This window comes from Nocardia sp. NPDC004415 (genome assembly GCF_053602435.1).
Map to the genome: position 1 here is coordinate 17,345 of NZ_JBSGDP010000053.1, position 26,393 is coordinate 43,737.

The 26,393-nt window shown below is 69.7% G+C and carries 21 protein-coding genes; 8 read left to right on the top strand and 13 right to left on the bottom strand.

All coding sequences use genetic code 11. The features are described from left to right. Nucleotides 1–157: 157 nt before the first annotated feature. The 4 genes from ACWEMY_RS22310 to ACWEMY_RS22325 are packed head-to-tail and all read left to right on the top strand — an operon-like array spanning nucleotide 158 to nucleotide 5,861. The gene (locus tag ACWEMY_RS22310; protein WP_452391567.1) at nucleotides 158–1,273 is read left to right on the top strand and encodes a hypothetical protein; all 1,116 of its coding nucleotides are present in this window, start codon (nucleotides 158–160) and stop codon (nucleotides 1,271–1,273) included. A 42-nt stretch (nucleotides 1,274–1,315) separates the two neighbouring features. Beyond that, nucleotides 1,316–2,527: an HpcH/HpaI aldolase/citrate lyase family protein gene (locus tag ACWEMY_RS22315; RefSeq protein WP_452391568.1), complete on the top strand. Its 1,212-nt coding sequence runs from the start codon at nucleotides 1,316–1,318 to the stop codon at nucleotides 2,525–2,527. Further along, the gene (locus ACWEMY_RS22320) at nucleotides 2,524–5,016 is read left to right on the top strand and encodes a phosphoribosyltransferase (RefSeq protein WP_452391569.1); all 2,493 of its coding nucleotides are present in this window, start codon (nucleotides 2,524–2,526) and stop codon (nucleotides 5,014–5,016) included. The genes ACWEMY_RS22315 and ACWEMY_RS22320 overlap by 4 nt, the downstream gene beginning before the upstream one ends. 38 nt (nucleotides 5,017–5,054) lie before the next feature. Next, nucleotides 5,055–5,861, top strand: a complete 807-nt coding sequence (locus tag ACWEMY_RS22325) for an HAD family hydrolase (protein ID WP_452391577.1) — start codon at nucleotides 5,055–5,057, stop codon at nucleotides 5,859–5,861. Nucleotides 5,862–5,890: 29 nt separating this feature from the next. Here the strand turns inward: ACWEMY_RS22325 and ACWEMY_RS22330 are convergent, their stop codons facing one another. The 4 genes from ACWEMY_RS22330 to ACWEMY_RS22345 all read right to left on the bottom strand — a co-directional run bounded on the left by ACWEMY_RS22330 (nucleotide 5,891) and on the right by ACWEMY_RS22345 (nucleotide 9,148). Beyond that, nucleotides 5,891–6,940, bottom strand: a complete 1,050-nt coding sequence (locus ACWEMY_RS22330) for an alpha/beta hydrolase (protein WP_452391570.1) — start codon at nucleotides 6,938–6,940, stop codon at nucleotides 5,891–5,893. 109 nt (nucleotides 6,941–7,049) lie between these two features. Continuing rightward, nucleotides 7,050–7,814: an AIM24 family protein gene (locus ACWEMY_RS22335; protein ID WP_375931749.1), complete on the bottom strand. Its 765-nt coding sequence runs from the start codon at nucleotides 7,812–7,814 to the stop codon at nucleotides 7,050–7,052. A 4-nt stretch (nucleotides 7,815–7,818) separates the two neighbouring features. Further along, nucleotides 7,819–8,517 carry an AIM24 family protein gene (locus ACWEMY_RS22340; protein WP_375931746.1) on the bottom strand — a complete coding sequence of 233 codons (699 nt, stop codon included), beginning with the start codon at nucleotides 8,515–8,517 and terminating at the stop codon, nucleotides 7,819–7,821. A 7-nt stretch (nucleotides 8,518–8,524) separates the two neighbouring features. Next, entirely contained in the window at nucleotides 8,525–9,148 is a 624-nt protein-coding gene (locus ACWEMY_RS22345; protein ID WP_278261031.1) for an AIM24 family protein, read from the bottom strand. A 158-nt stretch (nucleotides 9,149–9,306) separates the two neighbouring features. Between ACWEMY_RS22345 and ACWEMY_RS22350 the strand changes: the two genes are divergently transcribed. Further along, a complete protein-coding gene (locus ACWEMY_RS22350) occupies nucleotides 9,307–10,668 on the top strand; it encodes a TerD family protein (protein ID WP_452391571.1) in 1,362 nt (453 codons plus the stop codon). A gap of 6 nt (nucleotides 10,669–10,674) precedes the next feature. After that, nucleotides 10,675–12,201, top strand: coding sequence for a TerD family protein (locus ACWEMY_RS22355; RefSeq protein ID WP_452391572.1), 1,527 nt, complete (start codon nucleotides 10,675–10,677; stop codon nucleotides 12,199–12,201). A gap of 17 nt (nucleotides 12,202–12,218) precedes the next feature. Here the strand turns inward: ACWEMY_RS22355 and ACWEMY_RS22360 are convergent, their stop codons facing one another. From ACWEMY_RS22360 to ACWEMY_RS22370, 3 genes are all read right to left on the bottom strand, one after another. Beyond that, nucleotides 12,219–13,898: a glycosyltransferase family 87 protein gene (locus ACWEMY_RS22360; RefSeq protein WP_452391578.1), complete on the bottom strand. Its 1,680-nt coding sequence runs from the start codon at nucleotides 13,896–13,898 to the stop codon at nucleotides 12,219–12,221. Nucleotides 13,899–13,979: 81 nt separating this feature from the next. After that, nucleotides 13,980–16,601, bottom strand: a complete 2,622-nt coding sequence (locus ACWEMY_RS22365) for a transglycosylase domain-containing protein (RefSeq protein WP_452391579.1) — start codon at nucleotides 16,599–16,601, stop codon at nucleotides 13,980–13,982. A gap of 480 nt (nucleotides 16,602–17,081) precedes the next feature. Next, on the bottom strand, nucleotides 17,082–17,501 hold the full coding sequence (locus ACWEMY_RS22370; RefSeq protein WP_375931734.1) for a DUF5318 domain-containing protein: 420 nt from the start codon (nucleotides 17,499–17,501) through the stop codon (nucleotides 17,082–17,084). A gap of 383 nt (nucleotides 17,502–17,884) precedes the next feature. Here ACWEMY_RS22370 and ACWEMY_RS22375 point away from each other — a divergent pair, with 383 nt between their 5' ends. Beyond that, the gene (locus tag ACWEMY_RS22375) at nucleotides 17,885–18,442 is read left to right on the top strand and encodes a PadR family transcriptional regulator (RefSeq protein WP_278261035.1); all 558 of its coding nucleotides are present in this window, start codon (nucleotides 17,885–17,887) and stop codon (nucleotides 18,440–18,442) included. After that, the gene (locus ACWEMY_RS22380; protein WP_452391573.1) at nucleotides 18,435–19,544 is read left to right on the top strand and encodes an inositol-3-phosphate synthase; all 1,110 of its coding nucleotides are present in this window, start codon (nucleotides 18,435–18,437) and stop codon (nucleotides 19,542–19,544) included. Before ACWEMY_RS22375 ends, ACWEMY_RS22380 begins: the two co-directional genes overlap by 8 nt. Before the next feature lie 61 nt (nucleotides 19,545–19,605). Here the strand turns inward: ACWEMY_RS22380 and ACWEMY_RS22385 are convergent, their stop codons facing one another. From ACWEMY_RS22385 to ACWEMY_RS22410, 6 genes are all read right to left on the bottom strand, one after another. Continuing rightward, nucleotides 19,606–20,037: a GyrI-like domain-containing protein gene (locus ACWEMY_RS22385; RefSeq protein ID WP_375931728.1), complete on the bottom strand. Its 432-nt coding sequence runs from the start codon at nucleotides 20,035–20,037 to the stop codon at nucleotides 19,606–19,608. 2 nt (nucleotides 20,038–20,039) lie between these two features. Then, a complete protein-coding gene (locus ACWEMY_RS22390; RefSeq protein ID WP_375931725.1) occupies nucleotides 20,040–20,501 on the bottom strand; it encodes a GyrI-like domain-containing protein in 462 nt (153 codons plus the stop codon). A 152-nt stretch (nucleotides 20,502–20,653) separates the two neighbouring features. Beyond that, nucleotides 20,654–22,957 (bottom strand): transglycosylase domain-containing protein, encoded by a 2,304-nt coding sequence (locus tag ACWEMY_RS22395; protein ID WP_452391574.1) that lies wholly within the window; start codon nucleotides 22,955–22,957, stop codon nucleotides 20,654–20,656. A 118-nt stretch (nucleotides 22,958–23,075) separates the two neighbouring features. Further along, complete coding sequence (locus tag ACWEMY_RS22400; RefSeq protein WP_375935555.1) at nucleotides 23,076–23,882, bottom strand: carbohydrate ABC transporter permease; 807 nt, start codon at nucleotides 23,880–23,882, stop codon at nucleotides 23,076–23,078. 92 nt (nucleotides 23,883–23,974) lie between these two features. Continuing rightward, on the bottom strand, nucleotides 23,975–24,952 hold the full coding sequence (locus tag ACWEMY_RS22405) for a carbohydrate ABC transporter permease (protein ID WP_452391575.1): 978 nt from the start codon (nucleotides 24,950–24,952) through the stop codon (nucleotides 23,975–23,977). 43 nt (nucleotides 24,953–24,995) lie between these two features. Further along, nucleotides 24,996–26,279 (bottom strand): ABC transporter substrate-binding protein, encoded by a 1,284-nt coding sequence (locus tag ACWEMY_RS22410; protein WP_375931716.1) that lies wholly within the window; start codon nucleotides 26,277–26,279, stop codon nucleotides 24,996–24,998. Between the last annotated feature and the right edge of the window lie 114 nt (nucleotides 26,280–26,393).

A 26,393-nucleotide genomic window follows, 5' to 3' on the forward strand; every position in this document is an offset into this window, starting at 1 on the left:
GAATCTCCTACCATCGGGCAGTGTGCGCCCGGCGACGGCGCACGGTTGGGGAAAGGACGTGACGGTGACACCTCGCAGACGCGGCTGGTTCAGGTCCGGGGCGGATCATGGCTGGATCAGTGGTGCGCGAGCCGCGACGTCGGCGGCGTTCCTCGACATGGATCGCAGACAGACGGCGGCGGAGGCGGGTGTGGTGGCCAGCGAGCAGGTCTTCCCGGAACGCCGGGTCGAGGCGCTGTGGGAGCCGGTGCGGGCGCGCTGTTACGCGGCCGCGGGCGCCTACCTGAGCTTCACCGACGAACTCGACGCCGCCGAGGCCGCGGGGACGCCGATCCCCGACGGTCCCGCCAGGGCCGACGCGCTGGTCCGTCAGCTCACCGAGGCCGCGCGCGGGGTCGACGACTTCTATCACGCTCAGCGCGCGGGGCTCGAGCACGCGGCGAGCGTGCGCAGCTCGGTGCCGCAGTTGCTCCAGCAGGTCCGCCAGGACGGCGAGCGGGCGCTGGCGGCGGCGCAGTCCTCGGGGTTCGCGGCGTATCCGTCGATCGTGGCCGGTGTCGCCCGGCTGAATGAGGCGCTGGTCACAGCCTCGGCGGTAGACCCGCTGAGCGCGGTCGCGGCCGCGCGCGAGGCCGCGGCGGGGGTGCAGCAGGCCACCAAGGATCTCTCGGATGCGTTGGCGCAGGCCCCTTCTCGCGCCGAGGCGGCGAGCAAGGCGGTCGCCTCGGTGACCACCCGGCTGGCCGCGGTGCGCAATCGCGGGGCGGCGTTGGGCCCGGCGTACTCGGCGTTACTGCGTGAGTTCAACGCTGCGAGTTCGGCGGATCTGACCAACAATGAGCGAGACAGCCGCCGCGACATCGACGCCGCAGACGTTGCGCTGGCCGGAGCGCGGGTCGCGGCCGCCGACCACGACCCGGAGACCGCCCTTGACCTGACCGCCACCGCGCGTGAGCACCTCGCCGAGGCCGAGCAGCTCGTCGACGCCGTCACCCGACGGCTGGATCTGCTGCGCGGGGTGCGTGCCGACCCCGACGCGAAGGCCCGCACCGTACGATTCCGGCTGCGGGACGCGCAGATGCTCGCGGTCGACCGAGGACTGGTCGCCGAGTGGGGTTCGGTGCTCGACGCGCAAGCCGAACGCCTCGATCGCATAGCTTCCGGACTGACGGGTCGTCATCCAGACTATTGGGCGTACGTGACGGAACTGGATACCGTCGCGACGTTCATCGCCGGAGTGGTCGACCGCATGAGAAAACACGACAGCACATAGGACCTTCAGCAGAGATGACTTGGCACGAATGAGGTGGGGGGAATGACCGCGGGGTACGCCGTAGCGACAGAGGTTTGCCTGCACAAGCAGGTGCCGCTGCGACATTTCCGTCAGCTACAGGGCCCACGCAGCCGGGAACTGTTCCTGGTGGAACCCGAGCCGCTGGTCGGCTCCGACGACCGCGAACTACTGGCCACCGCGCTCGGCGCGACCCTGTACGTCCCCGCGACCAGGCCCGACCTGGCCGCCACGATCCGCAGACGGGCCGCGCGCGGCGTGTGTTCGATGGTCATCGACCTCGAGGACGCCGTCGCCGATCACCAGGTCGAGGCCGCCGAACAACACGCGGTGGACACCCTCGACCTGCTCGCGCACAGCCGCGACCCCAATCCGCTGCTGTTCGTGCGGGTGCGCGAGCCACGGACCGTCGTGGAGCTGGCCGAGCGGCTCGGCCGCGGCGGCGAGGTGCTCACCGGCTTCGTCTTCCCCAAGTTCGACGCCGTGACCGGGCCCGCCTACCTCGACGCGCTCGACCGCGCGAGCCGGGTGCTCGGCCGCCGCGTCTACGGCATGCCGGTGCTCGAGTCGGCGAACCTGGTGCACCGCCAGACCCGCGACGAGCAGCTGGCCGCCATCGCCGAACTGCTGGCCGCGCACCGGGAGCGGCTGCTGGCCGTGCGCATCGGCGCCACCGACATGTGCTCGACCTTCGGCATCCGCCGCGACCGCGACCTCACCATCTACGACGTGCGCGTGGTCGCCGACGTGATCGCCGACATCGTCAACTACCTCGGCCGCGCCGACGGCACCGGCTTCATCATCACCGGACCGGTGTGGGAGTACTTCGCCGATCACGAGCGGATGTTCCGGCCGCTGCTGCGCACCGCGCCGTTCGAGGAGTCCGACGCGGTGCCGTTCCGGCAGTACCTGGTCAGCCGCGATCTCGACGGCCTGCTGCGCGAGATCACCCTGGACCGCGCCAACGGCATCCAGGGCAAGACGGTGATCCACCCCTCGCACGTGGCCGCCGTGCACGCGCTGTCGGTGGTGACCCACGAGGAATACGCCGACGCGCTGCACATCATGGAGGCCGACGTCGGTGGCGTCGCCGCCTCGGAATACCGCAACAAGATGAACGAGATGCGCCCGCACCGCAGCTGGGCCCGCCAGACCCTGGTCCGGGCCCGCGCGTTCGGAGTCGCGAACAAGGGAGTGTCCTTCGTGGATCTGCTGACAGCGATGATCGCCGAATGAGCGCCGTCGAAACCCCTTGGGCCACTGCCCATCTGGGCATCGAACTGCACCACACCGAGTCCTTCACGGAGGGTGACGGGCTGCCCGGCGAGCTGACGATCGGCGGGCTGGTCGTCCCCGGCCTGCGGCGCAATCCGCGCCGCGCGCATCTGCTGGTGTCGACGGTGCTGGGCAAGCATCTGCCGACCGATCCGCGCGTGGTGATCGGCGCGGGGGAGCGGCTGGCCGATCTCGTGCGCGAGAAGCTCGGTGAGCGCGAACCGGTGGTGCTCGGGTTCGCCGAGACCGCGACGAGTCTGGGCCACTGCGTCGCCGCGCGCCTCGATGCCGCCTGCTACCTGCACTCCACCCGCAGGCACGAGCCGCGCGCCACCACGCTGACCGGCTTCGAGGAGGGGCATTCGCACGCCACCTCGCATCTGCTCCAGCCCGCGCCGGCGAGCATCTTCGTCAACGACCAGCCGCTGGTGCTCGTCGACGACGAGATCTCCACCGGTGACACCGCCATCGACGCCGTGCGCGCCCTGCACGCCTTCGCCCCGCGCGCGCACTACGTCCTGGCCTCCCTGGTCGACATGCGCGCCCCCGCCGATCACGCCAAGTTCGAGGCCGTCGCCGCCGAGCTCGGTGCCCGCATCGACACCGTCTGCCTGGCGGCGGGCCGCACCGATCTGCCCGACGGCCTGATCGGCACGGTCACCGCCCTGCCCGACCCGCAGCTCAATCCGGTTGCCGCCCAGCGTGGTTCGTCGGGCCGCATCGAGCTGACCTGGCCTTCGGAGGTCCCCGAGGGCGGCAGGCACGGCACCCTGCGCTCGGACTCCGGCGCCTTCGACCTGGCCCTGAAGTCGGCCACCGCCGAACTCGGCGCCCGCCTGGACGCGGAATTCCCCGGCCGCCCGGTGATCGTGCTCGGCCACGAAGAACTCATGTACCTCCCGCTGCGCCTGGCCGCCGAACTCGCCGCCGCGGGCACCCCCACCCGCTTCCAGACCACCACCCGCTCCCCGGCCTACGTCCTCGACGAACCCGGCTACCCCCTGCGCCGCGGCTTCCGCTTCACCGCCCCCGAACCCGACCCCACTGCCGCCCGCTACCTCTACAACGCCCAGTGGCCCGACAGCACCGAGCCGCCACTGCTGCTGTTCGTCCTCGACCCACCCGCCGACACCCCCGAACTGGTCGCCCCGGGCGGCCTGGTCGACGTCCTCACCGCCTCCGGCGCCGATGTCCTGCTCGCCGTCGTCCCCGGCGCCGACCCCCGCGCGCTGGACGCCTACCGCACCGCCCCGGCCATGCCGGTCGAAAGTGCCGGGTCGAACTCTGCCAGCAGCGACACCGCGCCGATCGCGGCTGCCCCGTCGACCTCCCTTCCCCCGCTGCACGGCCCCGAATTCGGTTCTTACGCCGCCGAAGACGTCTCCTGGCTGCTCAAGGACCTCTCCGATGTCGACCTGGAAGCCGATGTGGCCGAACGGGAGCAGCGCATCCAGGCCGGTCTCGCGCACTATGCCGAATCGCTGCCGGTGGAGTTCCAGCCCGACGCCGAGTACCGCGAGCTGTTCGACCAGGTGCTCGCCGAGAGCGCCGAGCGACTGGCGCTGGCAGTGGCGACCGTCGCCGAACTCGTTGTCGCCGAACGCGGTACGGACATCGTGCTGGTGTCGCTGGCCAGGGCGGGCACCCCGGTCGGTGTGCTCATGCGCCGGTGGCTGGCCAGTGGCATCGGCCGCCCCGCGCTGGAGGTGCCGCACTACGCGGTGTCGATCGTGCGCGACCGGGGGATCGACGCGGCGGCGCTCGATTACCTCGCCCAGCATCATGATCCGTCCTCGATCGTGTTCGTGGACGGCTGGACCGGCAAGGGTGCCATCACCCGCGAGCTCACCGAAGCCCTCGACGCCTACCACGCGGCGGGCGGCGCGAGGTTCGACGACGAGCTCGCCGTGCTGGCCGACCCCGGCAACTGTGTGCGCACCTACGGCACCCGTGACGATTTCCTCATCGCCTCGGCGTGCCTGAATTCCACTGTCTCCGGACTGGTTTCGCGCACCGTGCTCAACGACACGCTCATCGGTCCCGGTGAGTTCCACGGCGCCAAGTTCTATCGCGAACTCGCCCACGCCGACGTCTCCAATCAGCTGATCGATGCCGTCACCGCCGCGTTCGGCGCCATCGGCGAGAAGGTGCCCGCGGCGGTCGCCGCCATCCGGGAATCCGATCGCACCCCGGACTGGTCGGGCTGGGCGTCGGTGGAGCGGGTGCGGGCCGAATACGGCATCAGCACAGTCAATTTCGTGAAGCCCGGGGTCGGCGAGACGACCCGGGTGCTGTTGCGCCGCGTACCGTGGCGGGTGCTGGTTCGGGACGCGGACGCGCCGGAGCACGCCCACATCCGCCTGCTCGCCGCGGCGCGCAATGTCCCGGTGGAAGTGGTACCCGACCTGGCCTACTCCTGCATGGGCCTGATCAAGGAGTTACCCCGGTGACCGCAACGGCACTGTTCGCCACCGATCTGGATCGCACGATGATCTTCTCGCGCAACGCCTTCGGTGGCGCGGAGGAGGTCGAGAAGGAATGCGTCGAGTACTACGAGGGCGAGCCCCTGTCGTACATGACCACCACCGCCGTCGCGAGCCTGCGCACGCTGGCGGGTCGCGCGCCGGTGATCCCGACGACCACCCGCACCATCGAGCAGTTCCAGCGGATCACCCTGCCGGGCGCGCCCTGGCGCTACGCCATCATCAGCAACGGCGGCAATATCCTGGTCGACGGTATCCCCGATCCGGCCTGGCGCCTGGGGATCGACGACCAGGTGCGCGCCTCGGGCGCCACTCTCGCCGAGGTGGGCGCCGAATTACGCGCCCGCATCGACGATTCCTGGGTCACCAAGTACCGCGAGGCCGACGAGCTGTTCTGCTACCTGGTGGTGCGCATCGACGCGGTGCCCACCGGCTTCCTGGCCGAGTGGGACACCTGGTGCCGCGCGCACGGCTGGTCGGCCTCCCAGCAGGGCCGCAAGATCTACACCATGCCCGACGCGGTCTGTAAGAGCCTGGCCGTCACCGAGGTGCGCCGGCGCCTGGTCGACGCGGGCGAATTGACCGAGGGCGCGGCGCTTTTCACCGCCGGTGACGGTGCCCTAGACGCGCCCATGCTCGAGATCGCCGACGCCGCGATCCGCCCCCGGCACGGCGAGCTGGAGGAACTGGGCTTCACCGCCCCCGCGCTCACGGTCACCGAGACGGCGGGCATCCTGGCAGGCGTCGAGATCCTGGACTGGTTCCACACCGCCGCCGAGCGCGCCGCCCTGCCGGTCGCCGATCCGGCCTGACGATCGGGAAAACCCGGCACGGCATACGGTCACTCCCGGGGGAACAGGCCCTCGGCCAGGACCGGCCAGGACGCCTTGAAGTCGTCCTGCCAGTAGCCCCACGAGTGGGTGCCGCTGTCGCGGAAGACGAAGGTGCCGGGGATGCCGAGCTGGTCGAGACGCGCGCGCAGATTCTGCGCCGAGAGCCACACCGCGCCCTCGATCAGCGCGCCCAGTGCGACGGTCTTGGGGGTGTCGGCGGGCTTCTCCATCCGGAACGGCCCGCCCGGCTGGTCGTGGATGCCGGGAATGCCATTGCCGGTCGACACGAAAAGATGTGTGCCGCGCAGCTTCTCGGCGTTGACCAGCGGATCGTTGGCGGGCCAGCCGGGTCCGTCGAGCGGGCCCCACATGTTGCGCACGTCGCCACCGCCGTACATCTCCACGGTCATCTTCACCGCCTGTCGCCCGGCGGGATCGCTGACCTGGGTGAGCCCGCTGTACACCGCCGCGCTGCGGAACAGTCCGGGATGGGCGATGGCCAGGTTCAGCACCGGCACGCCCGACATCGACAGTCCGGCAATGGCATTGACGCCATTGGTGCCCAGGGCCGCGTCGATCAGCGGCGGCAGTTCCTCGCCGATGTAGGTCTGCCATTTGTTCACCCCGAGCACCGGGTCGGGTTTTTCCCAGTCGGTGTAGAAGCTCCACGCGCCGCCGATGATCTGCACTACATTGACGTCCTTGTCGGCCAGGAAGTCCAAGGCGTCGGTGCGCAGCTGCCAGGACGCGCGGTCCATCCCGCCGCCCGCGCCGTTGAGCAGATACAGCGCGGGCTTGGACGCGCTGGTGTCGGCGGGGCGCTGCACGTCCACGGGGAAGGTCTTGTCCATGGCCGCGGAGTGCACGTACAGGCGCAGGTGCCGGGCGTCGGTGACCTCGATCCTCTCGATGTAGGACCCGTCGGGCGCGGTGGCGGCGGTGATGTCCACGCCCGGCGCGGTGGCCGGGACCGCGAACGCGGCGGTCCCGCTGACGAAGGACACCGTGACGGCGCACAGCGCGGCCGCCACGATCCGTCGGATGCTGCGACGCTGCACTGCGCCCACTCCTCTGATCGAACTCCCACCGGCGTGGTTCTCCCGGCGGAGCTCACCGTAGCGGTACCGGCACCGCTGGCGTCAGATTTTGGCGCGTTCTCGTTTCACATCAGTACTGGTGCTGCTGACCAGCCAACTGCTGGGTGATCACGCCGTGGATGCGCTGCAGGCCGCCCACGCTGATCCCGCTCTGCAACTGGCCCTCGATCGTGCGGACCAGCGCGTTGTCGCTCATGATCTTCTCGGTCGACTGGATCAGCACCGTCCCGGCGCCGGTGAAATCGAACTGGCGCTCCTCGCCGGAGTTGGCGCCCATCCTGGCCGCGCCCGCCGCCAGGAACCCACTGATCCAGCCCTGGTCGTAGTGGTGGCTGGGCGAGGGGCAGTCGGCCCAGCCGACCAGCGACTCCGGGTCCACCCGCAGCGGCGGCTCGGCGAAGATCACCGGGCCGTTGGAGGAGGCCAGGAACTTGCCGGTGCCGATCAGGGTGAGGAAGCCGGGCACGATCGACTGCTTGAGCGCCAGGCCGGGCTCGAAGGCGAGCAGGTTGGCGGCGCGGATGGTGAGGTTGCCGTCGTCGAGATCGAAGGAATTGATGTCGTAGCCGCGGTCGCCGATGATCAGCTTGCCGTGGCCCTCGGCCACCACGTAGTCACCGGTGAACAGCGGCGCGGAGAACTGGCTGCTCACCATGTTCATCAGGTGGCCCTGCAGATTGTGGGTGAGCAGCTGGAACTGGATCTGCCCGTAGTAGGCGATCATCGCGCCCTTGCGCATGAACCACGGACCGGTCAGGTCGATGCAGTAGGCGTAGTCGTTGCCCGGAATGTTGTCGCTGGCACCGAGATTCATCGGGGACAGGATTTGGCTCATCGGTTCACAACTTCTCTTCGGAGGCCTGCACGTACACCACACCCTGGCCGTGGCAATGCAGCTGCATCGCCTCGCCCGCGCCGCGGCCCACCGCGTCGCGCCAGCTCATCGCGGCCTTGAGCTCGGTCTGCACATTGCCGTAAGCGGCCACGAACGCCTGCGGGTCGACGACCACCGGATTCGGCCCGCCCACCTGCAATTCCAGGAATCCGCCGTGCGCCAGCAGCACCGCCGCGCCGTGGCCGCTGAGCTGGGTGGTGAACATGCCCTGGCCGGTCGCCACGCCGGCGGCCGCGCCGCGCAGGGCGCCCATCAGACCGCCACCGCCCCCGCCACCGCCGGAACTGGCCACCGAGACCACCGAGGCCTGCAACCCGGCGGTGTTGGCCAGCAGCCGCGAGGCCTCCGCGCGCAGCACCGCACCCGGCTGCATCTGCACCACGTGCACCTCGAGCCCGGCGAAACCGTAATGGACGACGCCGTTTCCGCGCGCGAGCATGGTGCGCTCGTGCTCACCGGCCATCATCGCCCCGGCCATCCGCATCAACCCGCCACCACCCGCGCCGGGACCGGCGCCGGGGATCTGGTGCGGTGCGAACGCGACCTGACCGGTGTAGAACAGCATCGCGCCGGTGCGCGCGACCACGCCGCCCGCCTGCCCGACGTCGACCTTGACGACCTTGCCGTTGACCTTCTCGAACATCGCCCGCCTACCGTTCCGCCGGCTGGATCAGCACCACGCCCTGGCCGTCCCATCGCAGCGAGAACGCCTCGCCGGCGTCCTGCCCGACCACCGTCCGCCACGACACATCGGTGACGAAGGACTGGTTCAGATTGCCGCGCGCGGCGACGAACGCGTCCGGGTCCACGATCAGCGGATACTGCGGCGAGACCTCCAGATGGATCAGCGGCCCACCGGCCGACAGCAGCGCCACCTGGCCCTGACCCGACACCGTGGTGGTGAACAGCCCGTTGCCCGAGGACATCCCGCCGACCCCGGCGAAGCGCACATCGGTGCGCAGATTGCCCGCGAAGGCGAGCAACTGCTGCGACTCCACCTGCAACGTCTCGTTGTTCAGGTTCACCACCGTGACGTTCTGGCCGTTGACCGCGAAGAACACCCGGCCGTTGCCCGCGCACTCCATCAGCGACAGCTTCTCGCCGGTGGCGCGGCGCTTGAGCCCGGCGAGCACGCCCTCACCGCCGCCGAACCCGGCCGATTTGAACTGGACATTGCCTTCGTAGGCCACCATCGAGCCGGCGATCGCGCGGATGCTCGTCCCCGCGAGATGCGCCTCGATCACCTTCTTCGACTGTTCGAACAATTGCGCCATGACCGGCCCTGATGCCCCTTCTCCGCTAGTGCGAGGTCACCCTAACCGATTCCGGCCGAACCTGCGGTGGCCACGGAGCGGGGACGCCACCCGCCGCTTTCTCGTAGAGTGACTAGCAAGACCACCGGCAAGCCATAACGACAAGCGAAGGGTCAACCTTGTCCGCAACACTCGCCAAGGGCCAGAACGGACCACTGGCCGTCAGTGACGTCGTGATCTCGCTCCAGCTCACGGCTCCGGCCGATCTGTCCGCACTCCTCGTCACCGAGCAGGGCAAGGTCAGGACCGACGCAGATTTCGTCTTCTACAACCAGCCCAGCGGGCCGGGTGTGGATCTGCGGCCGGGTCCGGCGGGTCAGCCCGCCTCCCTTGCCGTTTCGCTGCCGTCGGTGCCCGCCGACATCGATCAGATCCGCGCCGTCATCACCCTCGACGACGCCACCAGCAACTTCGGCCGCTCCGCGCCGCCCACGGCGATCGTGTCCGACGCCGCCGGAAATCAGTTGTTCGAGTACCGGATCGAGGGGCTGAACGCCGAGTCGATCGTCATCGCGCTCGAGCTGTACCGGCGTCAGGGCAGCTGGAAGGTGCGCGCGGTCGGTCAGGGGTACGCCGGGGGGTTCGCCGCGCTGGTCACCGATCACGGTGTGCAGGTGGATGATTCGCCCGCGCCCGCCGCCGCCGCGCAGCCGGTCGCGCCGCCGCCTCCGCCGCAGGCACCGCCCGCCTATCCGCAGCAGGCCGCGCCGAGCTATCCGCAGCAGGCCGCGCCCGCCTACGCCCCGCCCGGTGGTGGCTATCCGCCGCCCGCGCCCCCGCAGCAGCCGCCCACCGGTGGTGGCTACCCGCCGCCGCCCGGTGCCGGGTACCCGCCGACCACCCAGGCCGCGCCCCCGCCGCCGCAGCAGCCGTCCGGCGAGATCAGCCTGAGCAAGAACGGGCCGGTCAGCCTGCAGAAGGGCCAGCGGGTCACGCTGCGCAAGGAGGGCGGCGCCGCGCTGACCTTCGTGAAGATGGGCCTGGGCTGGGACCCGGTGCAGACCCGCGGCATGTTCGGCAACCGCACCGTCGACATCGATCTCGACGCCTCGGTGTGCCTGTTCGCCGACAACAACCTCGTCGACGTGGCCTACTACGGCCAGCTGTCGTCGAAGGACGGTTCGGTGCGCCACCAGGGCGACAACCTCACCGGCGAGGGCGACGGCGACGACGAGATGATCCTCGTCGATCTCACCCGCATCCCCGCGCACATCTCCACGCTGCTGTTCATCGTCACCTCCTACAAGGGGCACACCTTCGAGCAGGTGCAGAACGCCTTCTGCCGCCTGATCGACGGTGGCAACAACGGCGAGCTGGCCCGCTACACCCTCGCGGGCGGCATGCCGTTCACCGCGATGGCGATGGCCAAGGTGTACCGGGTGGGTGGCGACTGGAAGATGCAGGCGCTCGGCGAGGGCTTCCACGCCAAGCACCCCGGTGAGGCCGTCCCGCAGCTCGGCCGGTTCCTGGGCGGGAACTGAACGATCGTGATCCAGCTCGAGGCGGGGCAGAACATCGGGCTCACCGCCGATATCGTGCGCTTCACCGCGCGGACCGCGGGCGCTGTCGAACTCGGCGCGCTCGCGGTCGGCGAGGATCTGCGGGTTCGTGACGAACTCGGCCACGTGAGCGCGGCCCGGCCCGCGGCGCCCGGCGTGCGCTACGCGGGCGACGCGGTCGAACTGACGCTCTCGCAGGTCGGGGCCGACACCCATGCCGTGCTGCTCTATGTCGTCGCCGGGCAGGTGCTCGGCGCCGTCACCGCGGCGCTGGCCGAGAACGGCAGTCCGGCAGCCGAATTCGCCATCACCCCCAGCGCGGGGGAGAGCGCGCTGATCTGCCTCGAGGTGTATCGGCGCGGTGGCGGCTGGAAGCTGCGTGCGCTGGGCCAGGGCTATGCCGGTGGCAGCGCGCAGTTGCTGAGCACGCACGGGGTGCCGGTGCCGGTGCCCGCGCAGGCCAGCGCGCCGACCCAGACCGCGCCGCGTCCGGCCGCCCCGCCCGCGTCGGGTATCCCGCTCGAGATCGATCACGGCCTGCAGCGCATGTGGATGATTTTCGAGGACGCCGCCCGCTCGGCCGCCGCGCTGGTCTCGGCCCGCGACTACGCCACCAAGCGTCTCGACCAGGAGATGTCGGAGGCGGTGTCGAATCCGGCGACCCGCAACACCCCGGCCGCCGACGCCGCCAGGGCCGCCGCCCAGCGCCGCTACGACGAGCTGGTCGCCCTGGCCGACGCCGATCACCGGCGCGACAGCGATCAGCTCGGGCTCGAGATCGCCGAGGCCGACGCCGTCATGCCCGCCGCACTGGCGTCGTGGCTGGCACCGGCCTGGACCACCCGCGCCCAGCGGGCCGACGGCATCCGGCTCGGCGAGCTCTACGCGCTGGACCGTGGCGCGCTGCGCGTGCCGTATTGCGTTCCGGTGCCGTTGAACCGGCCGCTGTGGGTGGACACCGAGTCCAGCGCCGCCGCGTCCCGGGTGGTCGGCGCGCTGCTGGCCCGGCTGGTCGCCGCGCTGCCGGACAAGCCGACCAAGGTGGACCTGATCGACCTCTCCGGTGGTCTGCGCGGGCTGGCCGCACCGCTGGCCCCGCTGCTGGCGGGTCCGGTGATCAGCGACCACAGCGACATCTCCGCCCGGCTCGGCGAACTCGCGCACGCCGCCGAACTCGCCGAAATCGCTTACCACAGTGGACAAGCCGTGCCACCGGCCGAACACCGCATCCTGGTGGCCGCCGATTTCCCGCACGGGTACCAGACCAGCGATGTGGTGCACCTGGGTCAGCTGATGGTGCGCGGCGACCTGATCGGGCTGTCGCTGGTGGTCGTCGGCAGCGGCGGCACCGAGTTCGCCGACGGCGCGCTGGCGCTGCTGGCCCAGTCCTGCCGTCATCTGCCGACCATTCCCGGCACGCCGCTGTTCGATCCGTGGACGGGCAACCCGTGGGAACTCGACCTGGACATGCTCCCGGCCGAACCCGAACTACAGGCGCGCTACCTGCGGATGTAGCCGGCGCACCGGCCTGGCTACTCCAGCATCGAGGCCGGACGCGAGCTGGTGCAGGCGTGGCGGGGGCGCAGGAATTCCGGCAGCCAGGCCAGCAGCGGGTCGGGGGCGCGGTCGAGGATGCCCCCGGCCGGGTCGTCGACGAATTCGCGGCGGACCAGGTCGTCGCCGGGTTGCAGGATCTGGTGCACGATCAGCGCGCACAAGCCCAGCACCGCCAGGTCGCGCAGCACCACGGTGCCGGTGAACCACTGTTCGGGCAGGCCCTTGGCGTCCTCGCCGAGGTAGTAGTACATGCGCGGGGCCCAGACGAGCGCGTCGATCGTCATCCAGGCCAGCAGGATGCGCCGATGCGGCAGCGCGAGCACGGCCAGCGGCACCAGCCACAGCGAGTACTGCGGGCTCCACACCTTGTTGGTCAGCAGGAACGCGGCCACCACCAGGAAACACAGTTGCGCCACGCGTGGGCGCCGGGCCGCGGTGAGCGCCAGGTAGGCGATGCCCGCGCAGGCCAGCGCGAACAGCAGCAGCGAGACGGAGTTCAGCACCGTCGGCGGCTGGCCGTGTTCGAGCTGTCCGTCGAAACCGCCCCAGCTGGTGAACGAGGTGATCACGTTGTAGATCGAGTCGGGGTCGGCGTGGCGGGTGGTGTTGAGGCGGAAGAACTCCCGCCAGCCCTCGGGGTAGAGCAGCGCGATCGGCAGGTTCACCGCGATCCAGGTGCCCACCGCGGCGCACACGGTCAGCGTGGCGGCCCCGAGCGGGCGCAACGCGAAAAGATGGGTCCGCGCGGGGGTTTCGCGCAGGTAGACGCTCAGCGCGTCCAGGCTGTCGATATCGCGCAGCCGCAGCCCGGCACGCGCGGCGGGCTGACGCTGCATCGGGTCCGCGCGCAGACACAGCACCACGATCGGGCCGAGCAGCAGCAGCGGATACAGCTTCGCGGCGCCGCCGAGACCGAGCAGGATGCCGGCCAGCACCGGTTTGCGCCGGGCCCAGGCCAGCAGGCCGGTGGCCGCGAACGCCGTGGCCAGCGCGTCGAAATTGGTGAAGGCGTGCACGATCACCAGCGGCGAGACCGCGATCAGCGCGGCGTCCCAGACCCGGCGCCCGGCTAGTCGCGAGGAGGCCCACACGGTGATCAGCCAGCCCATCGACAGCCCGAGCGCGACGATGTTGAAGTACACCACCACCGACAGCGCGCCCGGCAGCGGCAGATGGTCCCAGGCATTGGCGATCTGCGCCGCCGCGTACTGGTAGAGGCCCGAGAGCACCGGATACTCCATGTACCTGGTCTCGGTGCCGCCGTCGGGAGTCTTCTCGATCCAGAACTTCTTGTACGGGAAGGCGCCCTCGTCGAGGCGTTCGGCGCCGTAGAGCGGCACCGTGTCCGAGTAGCACATGGCCACGTACTGGCGGCCGTTGTTCCAGTCGAGCATCAGCCCGCCCGCGCCGTCGTCGGTCTGCTGGATGCAGCCCGCCTTGGCGAACCAGCCCAGCGCCAGGAACACCACGGTGAAGGCGAACATCACCCGCAGCGGCGTCCAGAACCGCACCCGGCCGATCAGCGCGTGCTCACCGACCGGCCCGCCGACCACGCTCGACAGCTGCGCTGTCAGCGAATCGTTGCGGCTGGGCCGGTCGCGCGCATCGGCCGAACGCAGGTCGGCGGCGAGCGTGGCGGGCGCGACGTACTGCACCGCACGGCCCGGCCGGTTACCACTCGACGCCGGCGGGTCCGTGAGTTGCTGATCGGTCACGACATTCGAGGCTACCGGTGACTATCGCGAACGGGTCGGTGTGGCTCCCGCGCCGCTGCTCTCGTCGTCGTTGCCGCCGCCGGCGCCCGGCCTGGTGGTCGGGGCGGCGCCGTTGTTGCCGCCGGTTCCGCCGTTGCCGGGCGAGCCGCCGTCCGGCGGCGCCACCGGCTGACCGGGCAGCGGGCCCGCGCCGGTCGTCTCCGGTGTCTGCTGCGACTGCGGCGTGGCGGGCTGCTGCTGCACTCCGGGCACCGGGATGCGCACGCCGGGGAAGATCTCCACCTCCGAGGGCACGATCACCGGCGGGGCGAAGGTCGGGGCGGTGGTGGAGGGCGCGGTGTAGGGCGCCGACCACTCGGGCACACCGGCCTGGCCCTTGATCGGGGCGGGCTTGGGGAACGACTCGTTGCTCGTGCCCGACAGCGCGCCGTCCATCGTGGACTTCCAGATATCCGACGGCAGACCCGAACCGTAGATGCTGCCGCCACCGTAGTTGCGCAGCGGATCGCCCTGCTCGGTACCGACCCACACCGCGGTGGACAGCGACGGCGTGTAGCCGACCATCCAGGCGTCGCGGTTGTTGCCGGTGTCGCCGAGCTGGTGGGTACCGGTCTTGGCCGCCGACTCCCGGCCACCGGCCAGGTTGTGGTTGCGCGAGTAGGCCGCGATCGGCTTCATCGCCGCGGTGACGTTGTCGGCCACGGCCGCACTCACCCGCTGCTCACCGGCGGGCTCGCCGCGGTCGAGCAGCACCTGCCCGTCGGCGGTGACGACGCGCTGCACGAAGTGCGGGGCGTGGTAGACGCCCGAGGCGGCCAGCGTGGCGTAGGCGGAGGCCATGTCCAGCGGCCGGGTCTGGTACTGGCCCAGCACGATGCCGTTGTTCGGACCGGCGCCACCGGGCTCGGTCAGCGTCTCGCCGATGCCCGGCAGTTCCTCGGGAATGCCCAGCTTGTAGGCCATCTCGCGGATCTTCTGCGGGCCGCCCTGCATGTCGAGCTGCATGCGGTAGAAGCTGGTGTTCAGCGAGCGCTTGAGCGCCTCGGCGATGGTGCACATGCCACACGACTCGCCCTCGACATTGCCGATCTCGATGCCGTTGACGGTGATCGGCGAGCTGTCGTAGAGCTGCGAGAGCGGGATGCCCTGCTCGAGGTTGGCGGCCAGGCCGATCACCTTGAACGAGGAACCGGTCGGCAGGCCGGCGTTGGCGAAGTCGAAGCCCTGGCCGTCGTTGCCGCCGTAGTAGGCACGCACTGCGCCGCTGCGCGGGTCGACCGAGACCACCGCGGTGCGCAGGTTCTCCGGCTCACCGTCGAGGTTCTTCTGGGCCGCGTTGACCGCCGCCTCCTGCGCCTTCGGGTCGATGGTGGTGGTGATCTGCAGGCCCTCGGTGTTGAGCTGCTGCTCGCTGATGCCCGCGGCCGAGAGCTCCTTGAGCACCTGGTTCTTCACCAGGCCGCCCGGGCCCTCGTCCTCGTCGCCCTCGTTGAGCGAGGCCAGCGTCACCACCTGCGGGTACTGCATCGAGGCGCGTTCGGCGGCGGGCAGGTTGTTGCCGCTGACCATGCCGTCGAGCACGTAGTTCCAGCGCGACTTGGCGCCCTCGGGGTTCTTCTCCGGGTCAAGCAGCGAGGGCAGCTGGATGGTCGCGGCCAGCACCGCGCCCTCGGCCACGGTCAGTTCCTGCACCGGCTTGCCGAAGTACGCCTTGGCGGCGGCGTCGATGCCGTAGGCGCCGCGGCCGAAGTAGATGGTGTTGAGGTAGGCGGCGAGGATGTCTTCCTTGCTCCACTGCCGGGCCATCTTGGCCGAGATGACCAGCTCGTGCATCTTGCGCGTCATCGACCGCTCGTCACCGACCAGCGCGTTCTTCACGTACTGCTGGGTGATCGTGGAACCACCACCGGCGCTTTCCTTGCCGAGGACGTTGTCACGGGCGGCGCGGGCGAAGCCGGACACCGAGAAACCGGGATTGGTGTAGAAGTCGCGGTCCTCGGCGGCGATCACGGCATTGCGCACGTGCGGCGGGATCTGATCGATCGAGACCTCGGTCCGGTTGCCCTGTGGCGGAACCACTTTGCTGATCTCGGTGGTGCCGTCGGCGGCGTAGATCATGGCGACCTGGTTGGTCTCGAGGTCACCGGGCTTGGGCACCGACACGGCCGTGTAGGCGACCAGGAACACCGCGCTCGGCACGACGACGGCCAGCGCCATCAGCACGTACATGGTCCGGCGGATCGCCCGCCAGGGGAACTTCTTCTTGGTCACCGAACCATCACTACCGGAGCCGTCGTCGCCCCCGCCACCGTCGCGGCGGTTGCGCGGACCGGTCGGCGGCGGGGTGCCGCCGGTGCCCGTCGCGCGGCGTTCACCGGTGGTCGGGCCGCCGGGACGGCGTCCGGCACCGGGCCGCGCGCCCGCCGCCGCGGCACCCGCGCGGGTGGTGCGGTTCACATCGTCGGCGCCGTCGCGCACGGTGCGTCCGGCGCCGGTCTGCCCGGCGCGCACGGTCGGTTCGTCGGGCGTTCCCGGACGCGGAAGTTTCTGCGTGGCCCCGGCCGCGGGCACGCCACCGGGACGACCCGGCTGCGGCGGCCTGCCCGGCCCGCCCTGCGGACCGTTCGGACGCGGCCCGCCCACGCGCTGCGTCGGCCCGCTCTGCGGCCCGTTGACGCGCTGGGTGGGCCCGTTCCCCGGACCACCGGCGCGCTGAGTGGGGTCGCCCCCGCCCGCCCGCTGGCCCGGACCGCCCTGCGGGCCGCCGGGACGCTGTGGCGGCGGTCCCGGCCGACGTGGCGGCATGCCACCCGGCGGCGGTCCCTGTTGACGATTCGGCGGCGGCCCGCCCTGCGGACCGCGGCCACCGGGCACCGGCCCGCGTCCGCCCGGTCCGGGAGCGCCCTGGCCGGGTCCGCCCTGGCGCGGCCCGTTCGGCGGCACCGGCCTGCGCGGCGGCTGACCACCGCGCGGATCGTCACCGAAGGGGGAGGGCTCGTAGGGCGAACTCACTGACCAGATCTCCATAACTCGTAAGGTTCAACCGGCACACGACATCCGCGCCGGAGGACCGGCGCGGATACCTTGCACCCTGAACAGCAGTGCCTCACGGGGGTGGCGCTGTCACTCGGCGACAGAGCGCCGCCCCGCTCGCGAATTCGTCCGGCGCCGGGCCGGCGCGGGCGCCGATCCGAGCACATACGACTGCACCAGGTGGTTCCAGCTGCACGAGCGGCACACCTCGACGACATGCACCGAGAACTCCTCGTTCGACTCCGCCATCCTGATCAGTTCCTCCGGGGTCCGAGCCGAGCCGGCCGCTTGGCCGAGCCCGTCGCCGAACACCCAGGAAACCAAGGTCAGCTGCTCTTTCCGGCAGATCGGGCAGGTGACCTCACTGCCCCGGCCGTGGAACTTGGCGGCCCGGAGCAGGTACGGATTCGCGTCGCACACCTCGGCGACGCCCACCCGGCCCGCGTAGACGTCGGCCAGCAGCGACCGGCGCCGGAGCGCATAGTCGACCACCTGCCGCTGAATTCGCACGATCACCAGAGTAGCGGGGTTTGAATCGGGCCGTCGTGGGCACCGCATCATCGGTCGGGCCACCCGGTCTACCGCTCACCGGTTCGCGTCCGGGTGTTTTCGCAGGGGAAGTGCACCAGCGCAACGGCCGATTCCGGCCGGTCCCCGGTCACCGCCCGCCCGGCGTGACGGGCGCGTGAGATCGATCGCGCGCGGATGTCGACCGTGCTTGACGCGGGAGACGGCATCGGTACCGCGCGCGGACTCCTCACCAGCGACAACGGAGTGATGTGCGTCATTCGGCTATGCGTTGTTATATCGGCCCGATATAGTTGGTACTCGCATCCATCGGTTAGGTCTGTTCGGTCTGTCGGGCCGACATAGTGCAGGGAGTGAGGTCGGCAGTGCTCGAATTGGCGATTCTCGGCCTGCTCCTGGACGCGCCCATGCACGGCTACGAGCTGCGTAAACGGCTCACCGGCCTGCTCGGTGCGTTCCGGGCCTTCTCCTACGGGTCGCTCTACCCCACGCTGCGCAGGATGCAGTCCGACGGGTTGATCGCCGAGGAGATTCCGGAGGGCGCGACCGCGCGCCGTGCGCGCCGCGTCTACCGGCTGACGCCGGTCGGGCGGGAACGGTTCAACGAACTCCTCGCCGACACCGGTCCGCAGAACTACACCGATGACGGCTTCGGCGTTCACCTCGCCTTCTTCAGCCGCACCCCTGCCGAGGCGAGGATGCGGATTCTGGAGGGCAGGCGGCGCCAGGTCGAGGAGCGCCGAGAGGGACTGCGCGAGGCGATCAAACGGGCTTCCGGCTCGCTGGATCGCTACACGAGCCAGCTCCACCAGCTCGGATTGGAATCAAGCGAGCGCGAAGTGCGCTGGCTCAACGAGTTGATTGCGGCGGAGCAATCGACGAAGGCGGCACCACAGAAAGAGGGAAAGAGCGGCCATGAGTGATGTCAACAAGGTTGGGTCCGGCGAAGTTCGCGTCGCGATCGTCGGTGTGGGCAACTGCGCGTCGTCGCTGGTGCAGGGCGTGCAGTACTACAAGGACGCCGACGAGAACTCGACCGTTCCCGGCCTCATGCACGTCAAGTTCGGTCCCTATCACGTCAAGGACGTGAAGTTCGTCGCCGCGTTCGACGTCGACGCCAAGAAGGTCGGCTTCGACCTGGCCGAGGCCATCTTCGCCAGCGAGAACAACACCATCAAGATCTCGGACGTGCCGCCGACCGACGTGACGGTCCAGCGTGGCCCGACCCTCGACGGCATCGGCAAGTACTACGCGCTGACCATCGAGCAGTCCGAGGCCCCGGCGGTCGACGTCGTCAAGGCGCTCGAGGATGCCCAGGTCGACGTGCTGGTCTCCTACCTGCCGGTGGGCTCCGAAGAGGCCGACAAGTTCTACGCCCAGTGCGCCATCGACGCGGGTGTCGCCTTCGTCAACGCGCTGCCGGTGTTCATCGCCTCCGACCCGGTCTGGGCGCAGAAGTTCGTCGACGCGGGCGTGCCGATCGTCGGTGACGACATCAAGTCCCAGGTCGGCGCGACCATCACCCACCGCGTGATGGCCAAGCTGTTCGAGGACCGCGGCGTGGTGCTCGACCGCACCTACCAGCTCAATGTCGGCGGCAACATGGACTTCAAGAACATGCTCGAGCGTGATCGCCTGGAGTCCAAGAAGGTCTCCAAGACCCAGGCCGTCACCTCGAACCTCACCGGTTCGCTGGCGGGCAAGGTGCACGACCGCAACGTCCACATCGGTCCCTCGGACTACGTGGAGTGGCTCGACGACCGCAAGTGGGCCTACGTGCGCCTCGAGGGCCGCGCCTTCGGTGACGCCCCGCTGAACCTGGAGTACAAGCTCGAGGTGTGGGACTCGCCCAACTCGGCAGGCATCATCATCGACGCCGTCCGCGCGGCCAAGATCGCCAAGGACCGCGGCATCGGCGGACCCGTCATCCCGGCCTCGGCCTACCTGATGAAGTCCCCGCCGGAGCAGATCGCCGACGACGTCGCCCGCACCCAGCTCGAAGCCTTCATCATCGGCGCCGAGTAGGACACAGGGAAAAAGGGCCGGGCCCCACGGAAATCCGTGGGGCCCGGCCCTTTTCGGTCGCTCAGTCCAGGGAGACGTACACCTCGACGCTGGTCGGGCCGGTGTAGCGCTCGAGTTCGGCGGTGTGGGAGCGGGTGATGGTGCCCGCGTTCTCGGCCTTGATCACCTGGGCCCAGGCGGTGCGCAGCAGGTCGTAGGGCTTGTCGGAGACGACGAACTTGGCGTATCGGCCCGCGGGGACGCGGGTGAGCACGTCGCCCTCGTCGATGTCGTCGAGGCCCTCGACCTCGTAGCCCAGCACCGCGACGGCGTGGTCGTTCTGGCCGATGTAGGCGGCGGCGCGCGGCACCGTCTTCTCCCGCGAGAGGTAGCGGTCCCAGGTGAAGTTCACCAGGTCCAGGTCGCGGGCGGTCACCTCGCGACCGGTCAGCGGCACGGTGAGTCCCGCGATCAGCCCGTCGTCGAGGGTGACGATCTCGAAATCGACAGCCATGGTTATTCGCCGCCCTTCTCGCCGTTCAGCGACACGAAGATCTCCACCGAGTGATCGTCCGGGTACAGCTCGTAGTCACCGGCGTAGGCGCGGTCGAACTCCCCGGCCGCCTCGGCATCCCAGATCTGGCGCCACAGCGCGACGATGACGTCGCCCCGGTTCTCACCGCTGGCGGCGAAACGGGCATAGCGGCCCCCGGGGATACGGGCGAGCACGTCACCGACCTGGAGATCGGCGAGGGTCTTGCACTCGTAGCCGACGATATGGGTCAGGTAGGAGTTGATCTCCGCGGCGAAGTCGACGTACCCGGTCGCGACCGGTCCCGGTAACTGCGGCCGCGCCAGCAGATGCCTCCACGCCTCCACCACTTTGGCTCGCCGCGGACCCTCGACGGCGAGCGCCGGACTGCGGAGCACCGTGCCCGCGATCAGCGTCTCGGGACGGTCAACGACATTGAAATCCACCTGCGTAGCCCCTATGTCTAGTCTCGTCGTCGCTCGAGCGCGTCCATCTTCCCGCATCGCTACGACAGGTTCCGCGCCGGGCTCGTTCGCGCTCTGGCCAACGATGTTGCCATGTCCGCTCGAGCGCGGGGTCCCGGTGGCCAATCCGTGATCTACCGACCCCCGCCGCCGAGGCCGGGGAAGAGTTCTCCTTGCTGTTCCGGCTGCGGCGCGGGCGGAATGATGATCACTGGTGGCGCGGTACGCGGCACGGAGGTGGGCGGGTCGAACAGGCCGGGCGTCGAGGTCGGCGGGGTCACCGGGTCGGTGATGCCGGGCACGGCCGCCGGTGGGGTGATGATCAGTGGCGGCGGGCTGCGCCTGCTGGTCGGCGGATTCAGGATGTCGTAGTCGCCGCCGGTGCGCGAGGGCACCGGGCCGGTCGGATTCCCCAGCGGCGGCACCTCGAACTGCTCGACCGGTGTCCCGGCCAGGGCGGTGTCCATCACCTGTTTCCAGATGTCGGAGGGCAGGCCGGAGCCGTAGATCGCACCGCCACCGCCGGTGCGCAGCGGCTGCGGCTGCTCGGTGCCCACCCACACCGCCGTCGACAGCGAGGGCGTGTAGCCGATCATCCAGGCGTCCTTGTTGTCCTTGCTCTCGCCGAGCTGAGTGGTGCCGGTCTTGGCCGCGGACGGCCTGCCCTCGGCCAGGCCGTGCCCGTTGGAGTAGTTGGCGATGGGCAGCATGGCCTGGGTGGTGTTGTCGGCGATGCTCGCGGGGATGCGCTGCTCGGGCTCGGGCACCCCGCGCCCGACCCCGTAGTCCGCCCCGCGATCCAGCAGCACCGTGCCGTCACCCTTGGTGACCCGCTCGACGAAATACGGCTGCCGGTAGACGCCGCGATCGGCCAGCGTCGCGTACGCGGAGGCCATGTCGATCGGACGGACCAGGTACTGGCCCAGCACGATCCCGTTCAGCGGCGGACCACCCGCCTCGGTGAGCGTCTCGTGCTCGAGTCCCGGAATGTTCTCCGGGATGCCGGCCAGGTGGGCGGCCTGGGCGATCGAGCGCGGCCCGTCGGCCATGGTCATGGTGAGCCGGTAGAAACTGGTGTTCAGCGAGCGCTTGAGCGCCTCGGTCAGCGGGCACTGCCCGCAGGAATCGCCGCTGTCGTTGGTGATCTCGGTGCCGCGGTCGCGAATCGGGGAACTGTCGATCGCCCTGGTCACCGGGATGCCCTGCTGCTGGGCGGCCACGAGCGCGAAAACCTTGAACGAGGAACCGGTTTGCAGCGGCGCGTTCGCGAAATCGAAGCCGGTGCCGTCCTCGCCGCCGTAATAGGCGCGCACCGCGCCGCTGCGCGGATCGATCGAGACCACCGCGGCGCGCAGTTGCGGTGGCTGCCAGGACAATCGCTCGCGCACCGAGTCCACCGCGCCGGCCTGGGCGGCGGCGTCGATGGTGGTGGTGATCTGGAGGGCACCGGTGTTGATGTCGGAGTCGGTGAGGCCCGCGGCGCGCAGTTCGCGCAGCACCTGGGTGCGGATGTGGCCCTCGGGCCCGAGCGCGGTGGGTTCGGCGGGCAGGTCGGCCAGCGGCAGGATCGTCGGGAACTCGGTGGCGTCGCGGTCGCCGGGGGCGAGCACATTCATCTCCACCATGCCGTCGAGGACGTACTGCCAGCGCGCCCGCAGCTGGTCGAAGTGGGTTTCCGGGTCGAGCACCGAGGGCGAGCGGATCACCGCGGCCAGCACCGCGCCCTCACCGAGACTCAGTTCCGGCACCGGTTTGCCGAAGTACGCCTTGGCCGCCGCGGCGATGCCGTAGGCGCCGCGCCCGAAGTAGATGGTGTTGAGGTAGGCGGCGAGGATGTCTTCCTTGCTCCACTGCCGCGCCATCTTCGCCGCGATGATCAGCTCGCGCATCTTGCGGGTGACGGTGCGCTCGGAACTCAGGAAGGCGTTCTTCACGTACTGCTGGGTGATGGTGGAACCACCGCCCGCGTTGTCGTTGCCCAGCACATTGTCGCGGGCCGCGCGCAGGAAGCCGCTGGTGGAGTAGCCGGGGTTGGTGTAGAAATTGCGGTCCTCGGCGGCGAGCACCGCGTCACGCACCGGAATCGGCACGTCGGTCAGCGGAATCGGTATCCGGTTGCCCTTGGGCGGAATGAACTTGGTGAGCTCGGTGGTGCCGTCGGAGGCCAGCACGGTGGCCGGTTGCTCCACGGCGACCTCGGCCGGTTCCGGGATCTCCGCACTCCAGTAGATCGCCGCGAACAGCAGCGTCGGCACGCAGAAGAAGATGATGAACAGCGCCAGCAGCAACCGCCGGATGCGTTGCGCCCTGGTCCGTCGCGGTCGCACGACGGGCCGCGGATCGTCGTCGGAGGGATCGACGGAGGCCAATCGGGCGGCCTGCGCGCGCCGGGCGGCCCCTTTGCGTGGCTGGCCGCGTGCTGCACCGTCGGAGGCCACGACCATCCCCTTCCCGCGCGAGGAGAACACCTGTCCAGCAATGCAGGCGACTCTACCCGGCGCGCACCGCCGAACCCGGGAACCGCGAGGGGGGCGGCGACCGTGCCGCCCCCGGCCGTCAGCTCTTGACGCCGCCCGCGGTGAGCCCGGAGATGATCCGGCGCTGGAAGATCAGCACCATGATCACCAGCGGCACCGTGACGATCACGCCTGCCGCCATGATCGCCGCGTACGGCTGCACCAGCGGGTCGTTGCCGGAGAAACTGGCGATGGCCACGGTCACCGGCCGGGTGTCCTCACCCGAGAGCAGCCGGGCCAGCAGGTACTCGTTGACCGCGGCGATGAACGCCAGGATCGCGGTGGTGAACACCGCGGGCGCGGCCAGCGGCAGCATGATCAGCCGGAACGCCTGCGCCTTGCTCGCCCCGTCGATCCGCGCGGCCTCCTCGAGCTCCCACGGCAGTTCGGCGAAGAACGAGGCCAGGATGTAGACCGTCATCGGCAGCACGAAGGAGATGTTCGGGATGATCATCGCCTGGTACTCGCCGATCCAGCCCAGATCGGTGAACAGCTGGAACAGCGGCGTCACCAGCACCACGGCCGGGAACATCGACGCCGACAGGATCAGCCCCGACACCAGGTACTTGCCCGCGAAGGTCATCCGCGCCAGCGCGTAGGCCGCCAGCACACCGAGCACCAGCGCGATCACCGTGGTCGCCGACCCGATGATGACGGAGTTCAGCAGCGCCTTGCCGAAGTCGTTGCCGCGACTGGTATCGAACGCGTTGCGGAAGTTCTCCAGCGTCAGATGCGTGGGCCAGGGCGTGGAGTCGAAGGTGTGCGCCGGGTCGCGGAAGGCCACCACGGTCATCCAGTAGAACGGGCCGAGGCCCCACACCAGCACGATCAGCACGCCCAGATACATCCGGACGGTCCCGAGGCGCTTGCGCCACGACACCGGTTGCACGGCGGGCGCTTCGGGCCGCACGGACGGCTCTTTGGTCATCGAGATGCTCATCAGTTCGCCTTCCGCTGTTCTTCCTGGGTGCGAACAGCGTTGGCGCCCAGCACCTTCACCAGCACGAACGCGATGGCGAAGACCAGCAGGAAGGTGATCGTCGACAGCGCCGCCGCGCTGTTGGGACCCTGACGCACCTGATCGACCACCAGGATCGACAGCGTGCTCGTGGCCGGGTTGGCGCCGGTCATGATCGCGGGCAGGTCGTACATGCGCAGCGCGTCCATGGTGCGGAACAGCACCGCGACCAGCAGCGCGGGCTTGAGCAGCGGCAGCGTGATGTGCACGAACCGCTGCCACGCCGACGCGCCGTCGACCTTGGCCGCCTCGTACACGTCATTGGGGATCACCTGCAGGCCGGCCAGGATCAGCAGCGCCATGAACGGGGTGGTCTTCCAGACATCGGCGAAGATCACCGCGAACCGCGCGGCCCACGGGTCCGAGGTCCACAGGATGTGGGTGCCGAGAATCCGGTTCACCACACCGTCGTACTGGAACATGAACTCCCACAGCCGCGCGGTGACGGCCGTCGGGATCGCCCACGGGATCAGCACCGCCGCGCGCAGCAGCGCCCTGCCGCGGAAGGTCTTGCCCATCACGATGGCCATGCCGAGGCCGAGCACGGCCTCCAGCGACACGGTCACCACCGTGAAGAACAGAGTGACCCCGACCGCCGCCCAGAACTGCGAACCCAGCGTGCCGGTCGGGCACGACTCGGTGCCCGAGAGCGTCGAGCACTGCTGCAGCAGCCAGTGCGTGTAGTTGCTCAGCCCGGCGCTGCCGCCCTCGACGAACATGCCGGTGGCCGGGTCGATTCCGGCGTCCTTCTGAAAGGACATCCAGAGCGCCTGGAACACCGGATATCCGATGACCACCGCCAGTGCCACGAGCACCGGCGCGACGAACAGCCATGCCTTGCCGGATCGTCGCAGTTCCAGCGCAAGCCCGCGCTGCTTGGCTCCCGAAGGATCCGACACCGTTAACTACTCTCCTACGGTCTGGTCGGGTCCGCTGCCTGCGCTACGAACCGGAACCTGCGGTCTCGATTCCCTTTTGCATTCCGGCCACCGCGTCGTCGACCGACTTCGTGCCGTTCAGGGCAGCATAGGCGTTGTCCTGGATGGCCTTCGACACCGCGGGATAGAACGGAGTCACCGGACGCGGCACCGCGCTGGCGATGGATTCCTTGAGCGCGGGCAGGTACGGCATCTTGGCGATCAGGGCCGGGTCGTCGTAGAGCGAGGCGCGCACCGGCGGCAGGGCGCCGGAGGCGATGATCTGCTGGGCCTCTTCGCTGATCAGGAAGCGCACGAAATCGGCGGCGGTGGCCTTGTTCTTGGAGAACGCGCTGATCGCGGCGTTGTAGCCGCCCAGGGTCGAGGCGCCGACACCGGTGTTGCCGGGCAGCGGGGCCACGCCGAACTTGTCCTTCACCACCGAGGAATCGGCGTTGGCCTGGCCGTAGAGGTAAGGCCAGTTGCGCAGGAACAGCAGCTTGCCGGACTCGAACGCGCTGGCGCTCTCACCCTCCTTGAAGGTGATGGCTTCCTTGGGGATGTCACCGTTCTTGTAGGCGTCGACGAGGACCTTCAGGCCCGCCTTCGACTCCGGGCTGTTCACGGTCGGGGTCTTGCCGTCGGCGCCGACGAAGCTGCCGCCGTAGGCGTTGATGATCTCGGCGGTGTTCACCGTCAGACCCTCGTAGGGGAACAGCTGACCGGCGTAGCAGCCGATGTTGTTCTCCTTGGCCACCGGGCACTGACCGAGCATCTCGCTCCAGGTCTTCGGCGGGGTGGGCACCAGGTCCTTGCGGTAGTACAGCAGGCCACCGTTGGTGTTCTTCGGCGCCGCGTACAGCTTGCCGTTGTAGGTGGCGCTGGCCACGGTCGGCGCGAGCAGCGGCGCGGTGTCGATCGCGAAGCTGTCCTCGAGCGGCTGGATCCAGCCCTTCGCCGCGAACTCGGCGGTGTTCGGCACATCGAGGGCGACCACGTCGTAGCCGTCCTGCTTGGCGCGGAAGTGCTCGGCCAGATCATCGTGCTGCTGGGTGCCGTCGGCCGACTGCTCCTTGAAGGTCACCTGCTCGTCCGGATGCGCGGCATTCCAGCGATCGATGAGCTGGCGGACCACACCGGTCTCGGTGGTGTCCTTGCCCTCCACATACGTGATCGGGCCACGGCCGGTCAGATTCTGGCCCAGCGCGTTGCCCCCGTCGTCGCTGGAGCAGGCCGTCGCGAACGACGCGGTCAGCAAGGCGATCGAGGCAGCAGCCATCGCCGCTCGGGGGACAAACTTCAAGGCCATCGCAGACACTCCAGGGTAGAGACAGTGAGCAGCAGCACACCATGCGGTGCAACAGGCAACATACAGTATTTGTGGCGGCGCGGGCGCCGCGTTGTTCGCGGCCCCTGGGGGGCC

What these genes read in the sequence shown, in the direction of transcription:
- ACWEMY_RS22380 (WP_452391573.1), top strand. Translation starts at nt 18,435, where the DNA reads ATGAGTGATGTCAACAAGGTTGGGTCCGGCGAAGTTCGCGTCGCGATC.
- ACWEMY_RS22310 (WP_452391567.1), top strand. Translation starts at nt 158, where the DNA reads ATGGATCGCAGACAGACGGCGGCGGAGGCGGGTGTGGTGGCCAGCGAG.
- ACWEMY_RS22400 (WP_375935555.1), bottom strand. Translation starts at nt 23,882, where the DNA reads ATGTATCTGGGCGTGCTGATCGTGCTGGTGTGGGGCCTCGGCCCGTTC.
- ACWEMY_RS22340 (WP_375931746.1), bottom strand. Translation starts at nt 8,517, where the DNA reads ATGTTCGAGAAGGTCAACGGCAAGGTCGTCAAGGTCGACGTCGGGCAG.
- ACWEMY_RS22335 (WP_375931749.1), bottom strand. Translation starts at nt 7,814, where the DNA reads ATGAGCCAAATCCTGTCCCCGATGAATCTCGGTGCCAGCGACAACATT.
- ACWEMY_RS22345 (WP_278261031.1), bottom strand. Translation starts at nt 9,148, where the DNA reads ATGGCGCAATTGTTCGAACAGTCGAAGAAGGTGATCGAGGCGCATCTC.
- ACWEMY_RS22410 (WP_375931716.1), bottom strand. Translation starts at nt 26,279, where the DNA reads ATGGCCTTGAAGTTTGTCCCCCGAGCGGCGATGGCTGCTGCCTCGATC.
- ACWEMY_RS22385 (WP_375931728.1), bottom strand. Translation starts at nt 20,037, where the DNA reads ATGGCTGTCGATTTCGAGATCGTCACCCTCGACGACGGGCTGATCGCG.
- ACWEMY_RS22325 (WP_452391577.1), top strand. Translation starts at nt 5,055, where the DNA reads ATGATCTTCTCGCGCAACGCCTTCGGTGGCGCGGAGGAGGTCGAGAAG.
- ACWEMY_RS22315 (WP_452391568.1), top strand. Translation starts at nt 1,316, where the DNA reads ATGACCGCGGGGTACGCCGTAGCGACAGAGGTTTGCCTGCACAAGCAG.
- ACWEMY_RS22320 (WP_452391569.1), top strand. Translation starts at nt 2,524, where the DNA reads ATGAGCGCCGTCGAAACCCCTTGGGCCACTGCCCATCTGGGCATCGAA.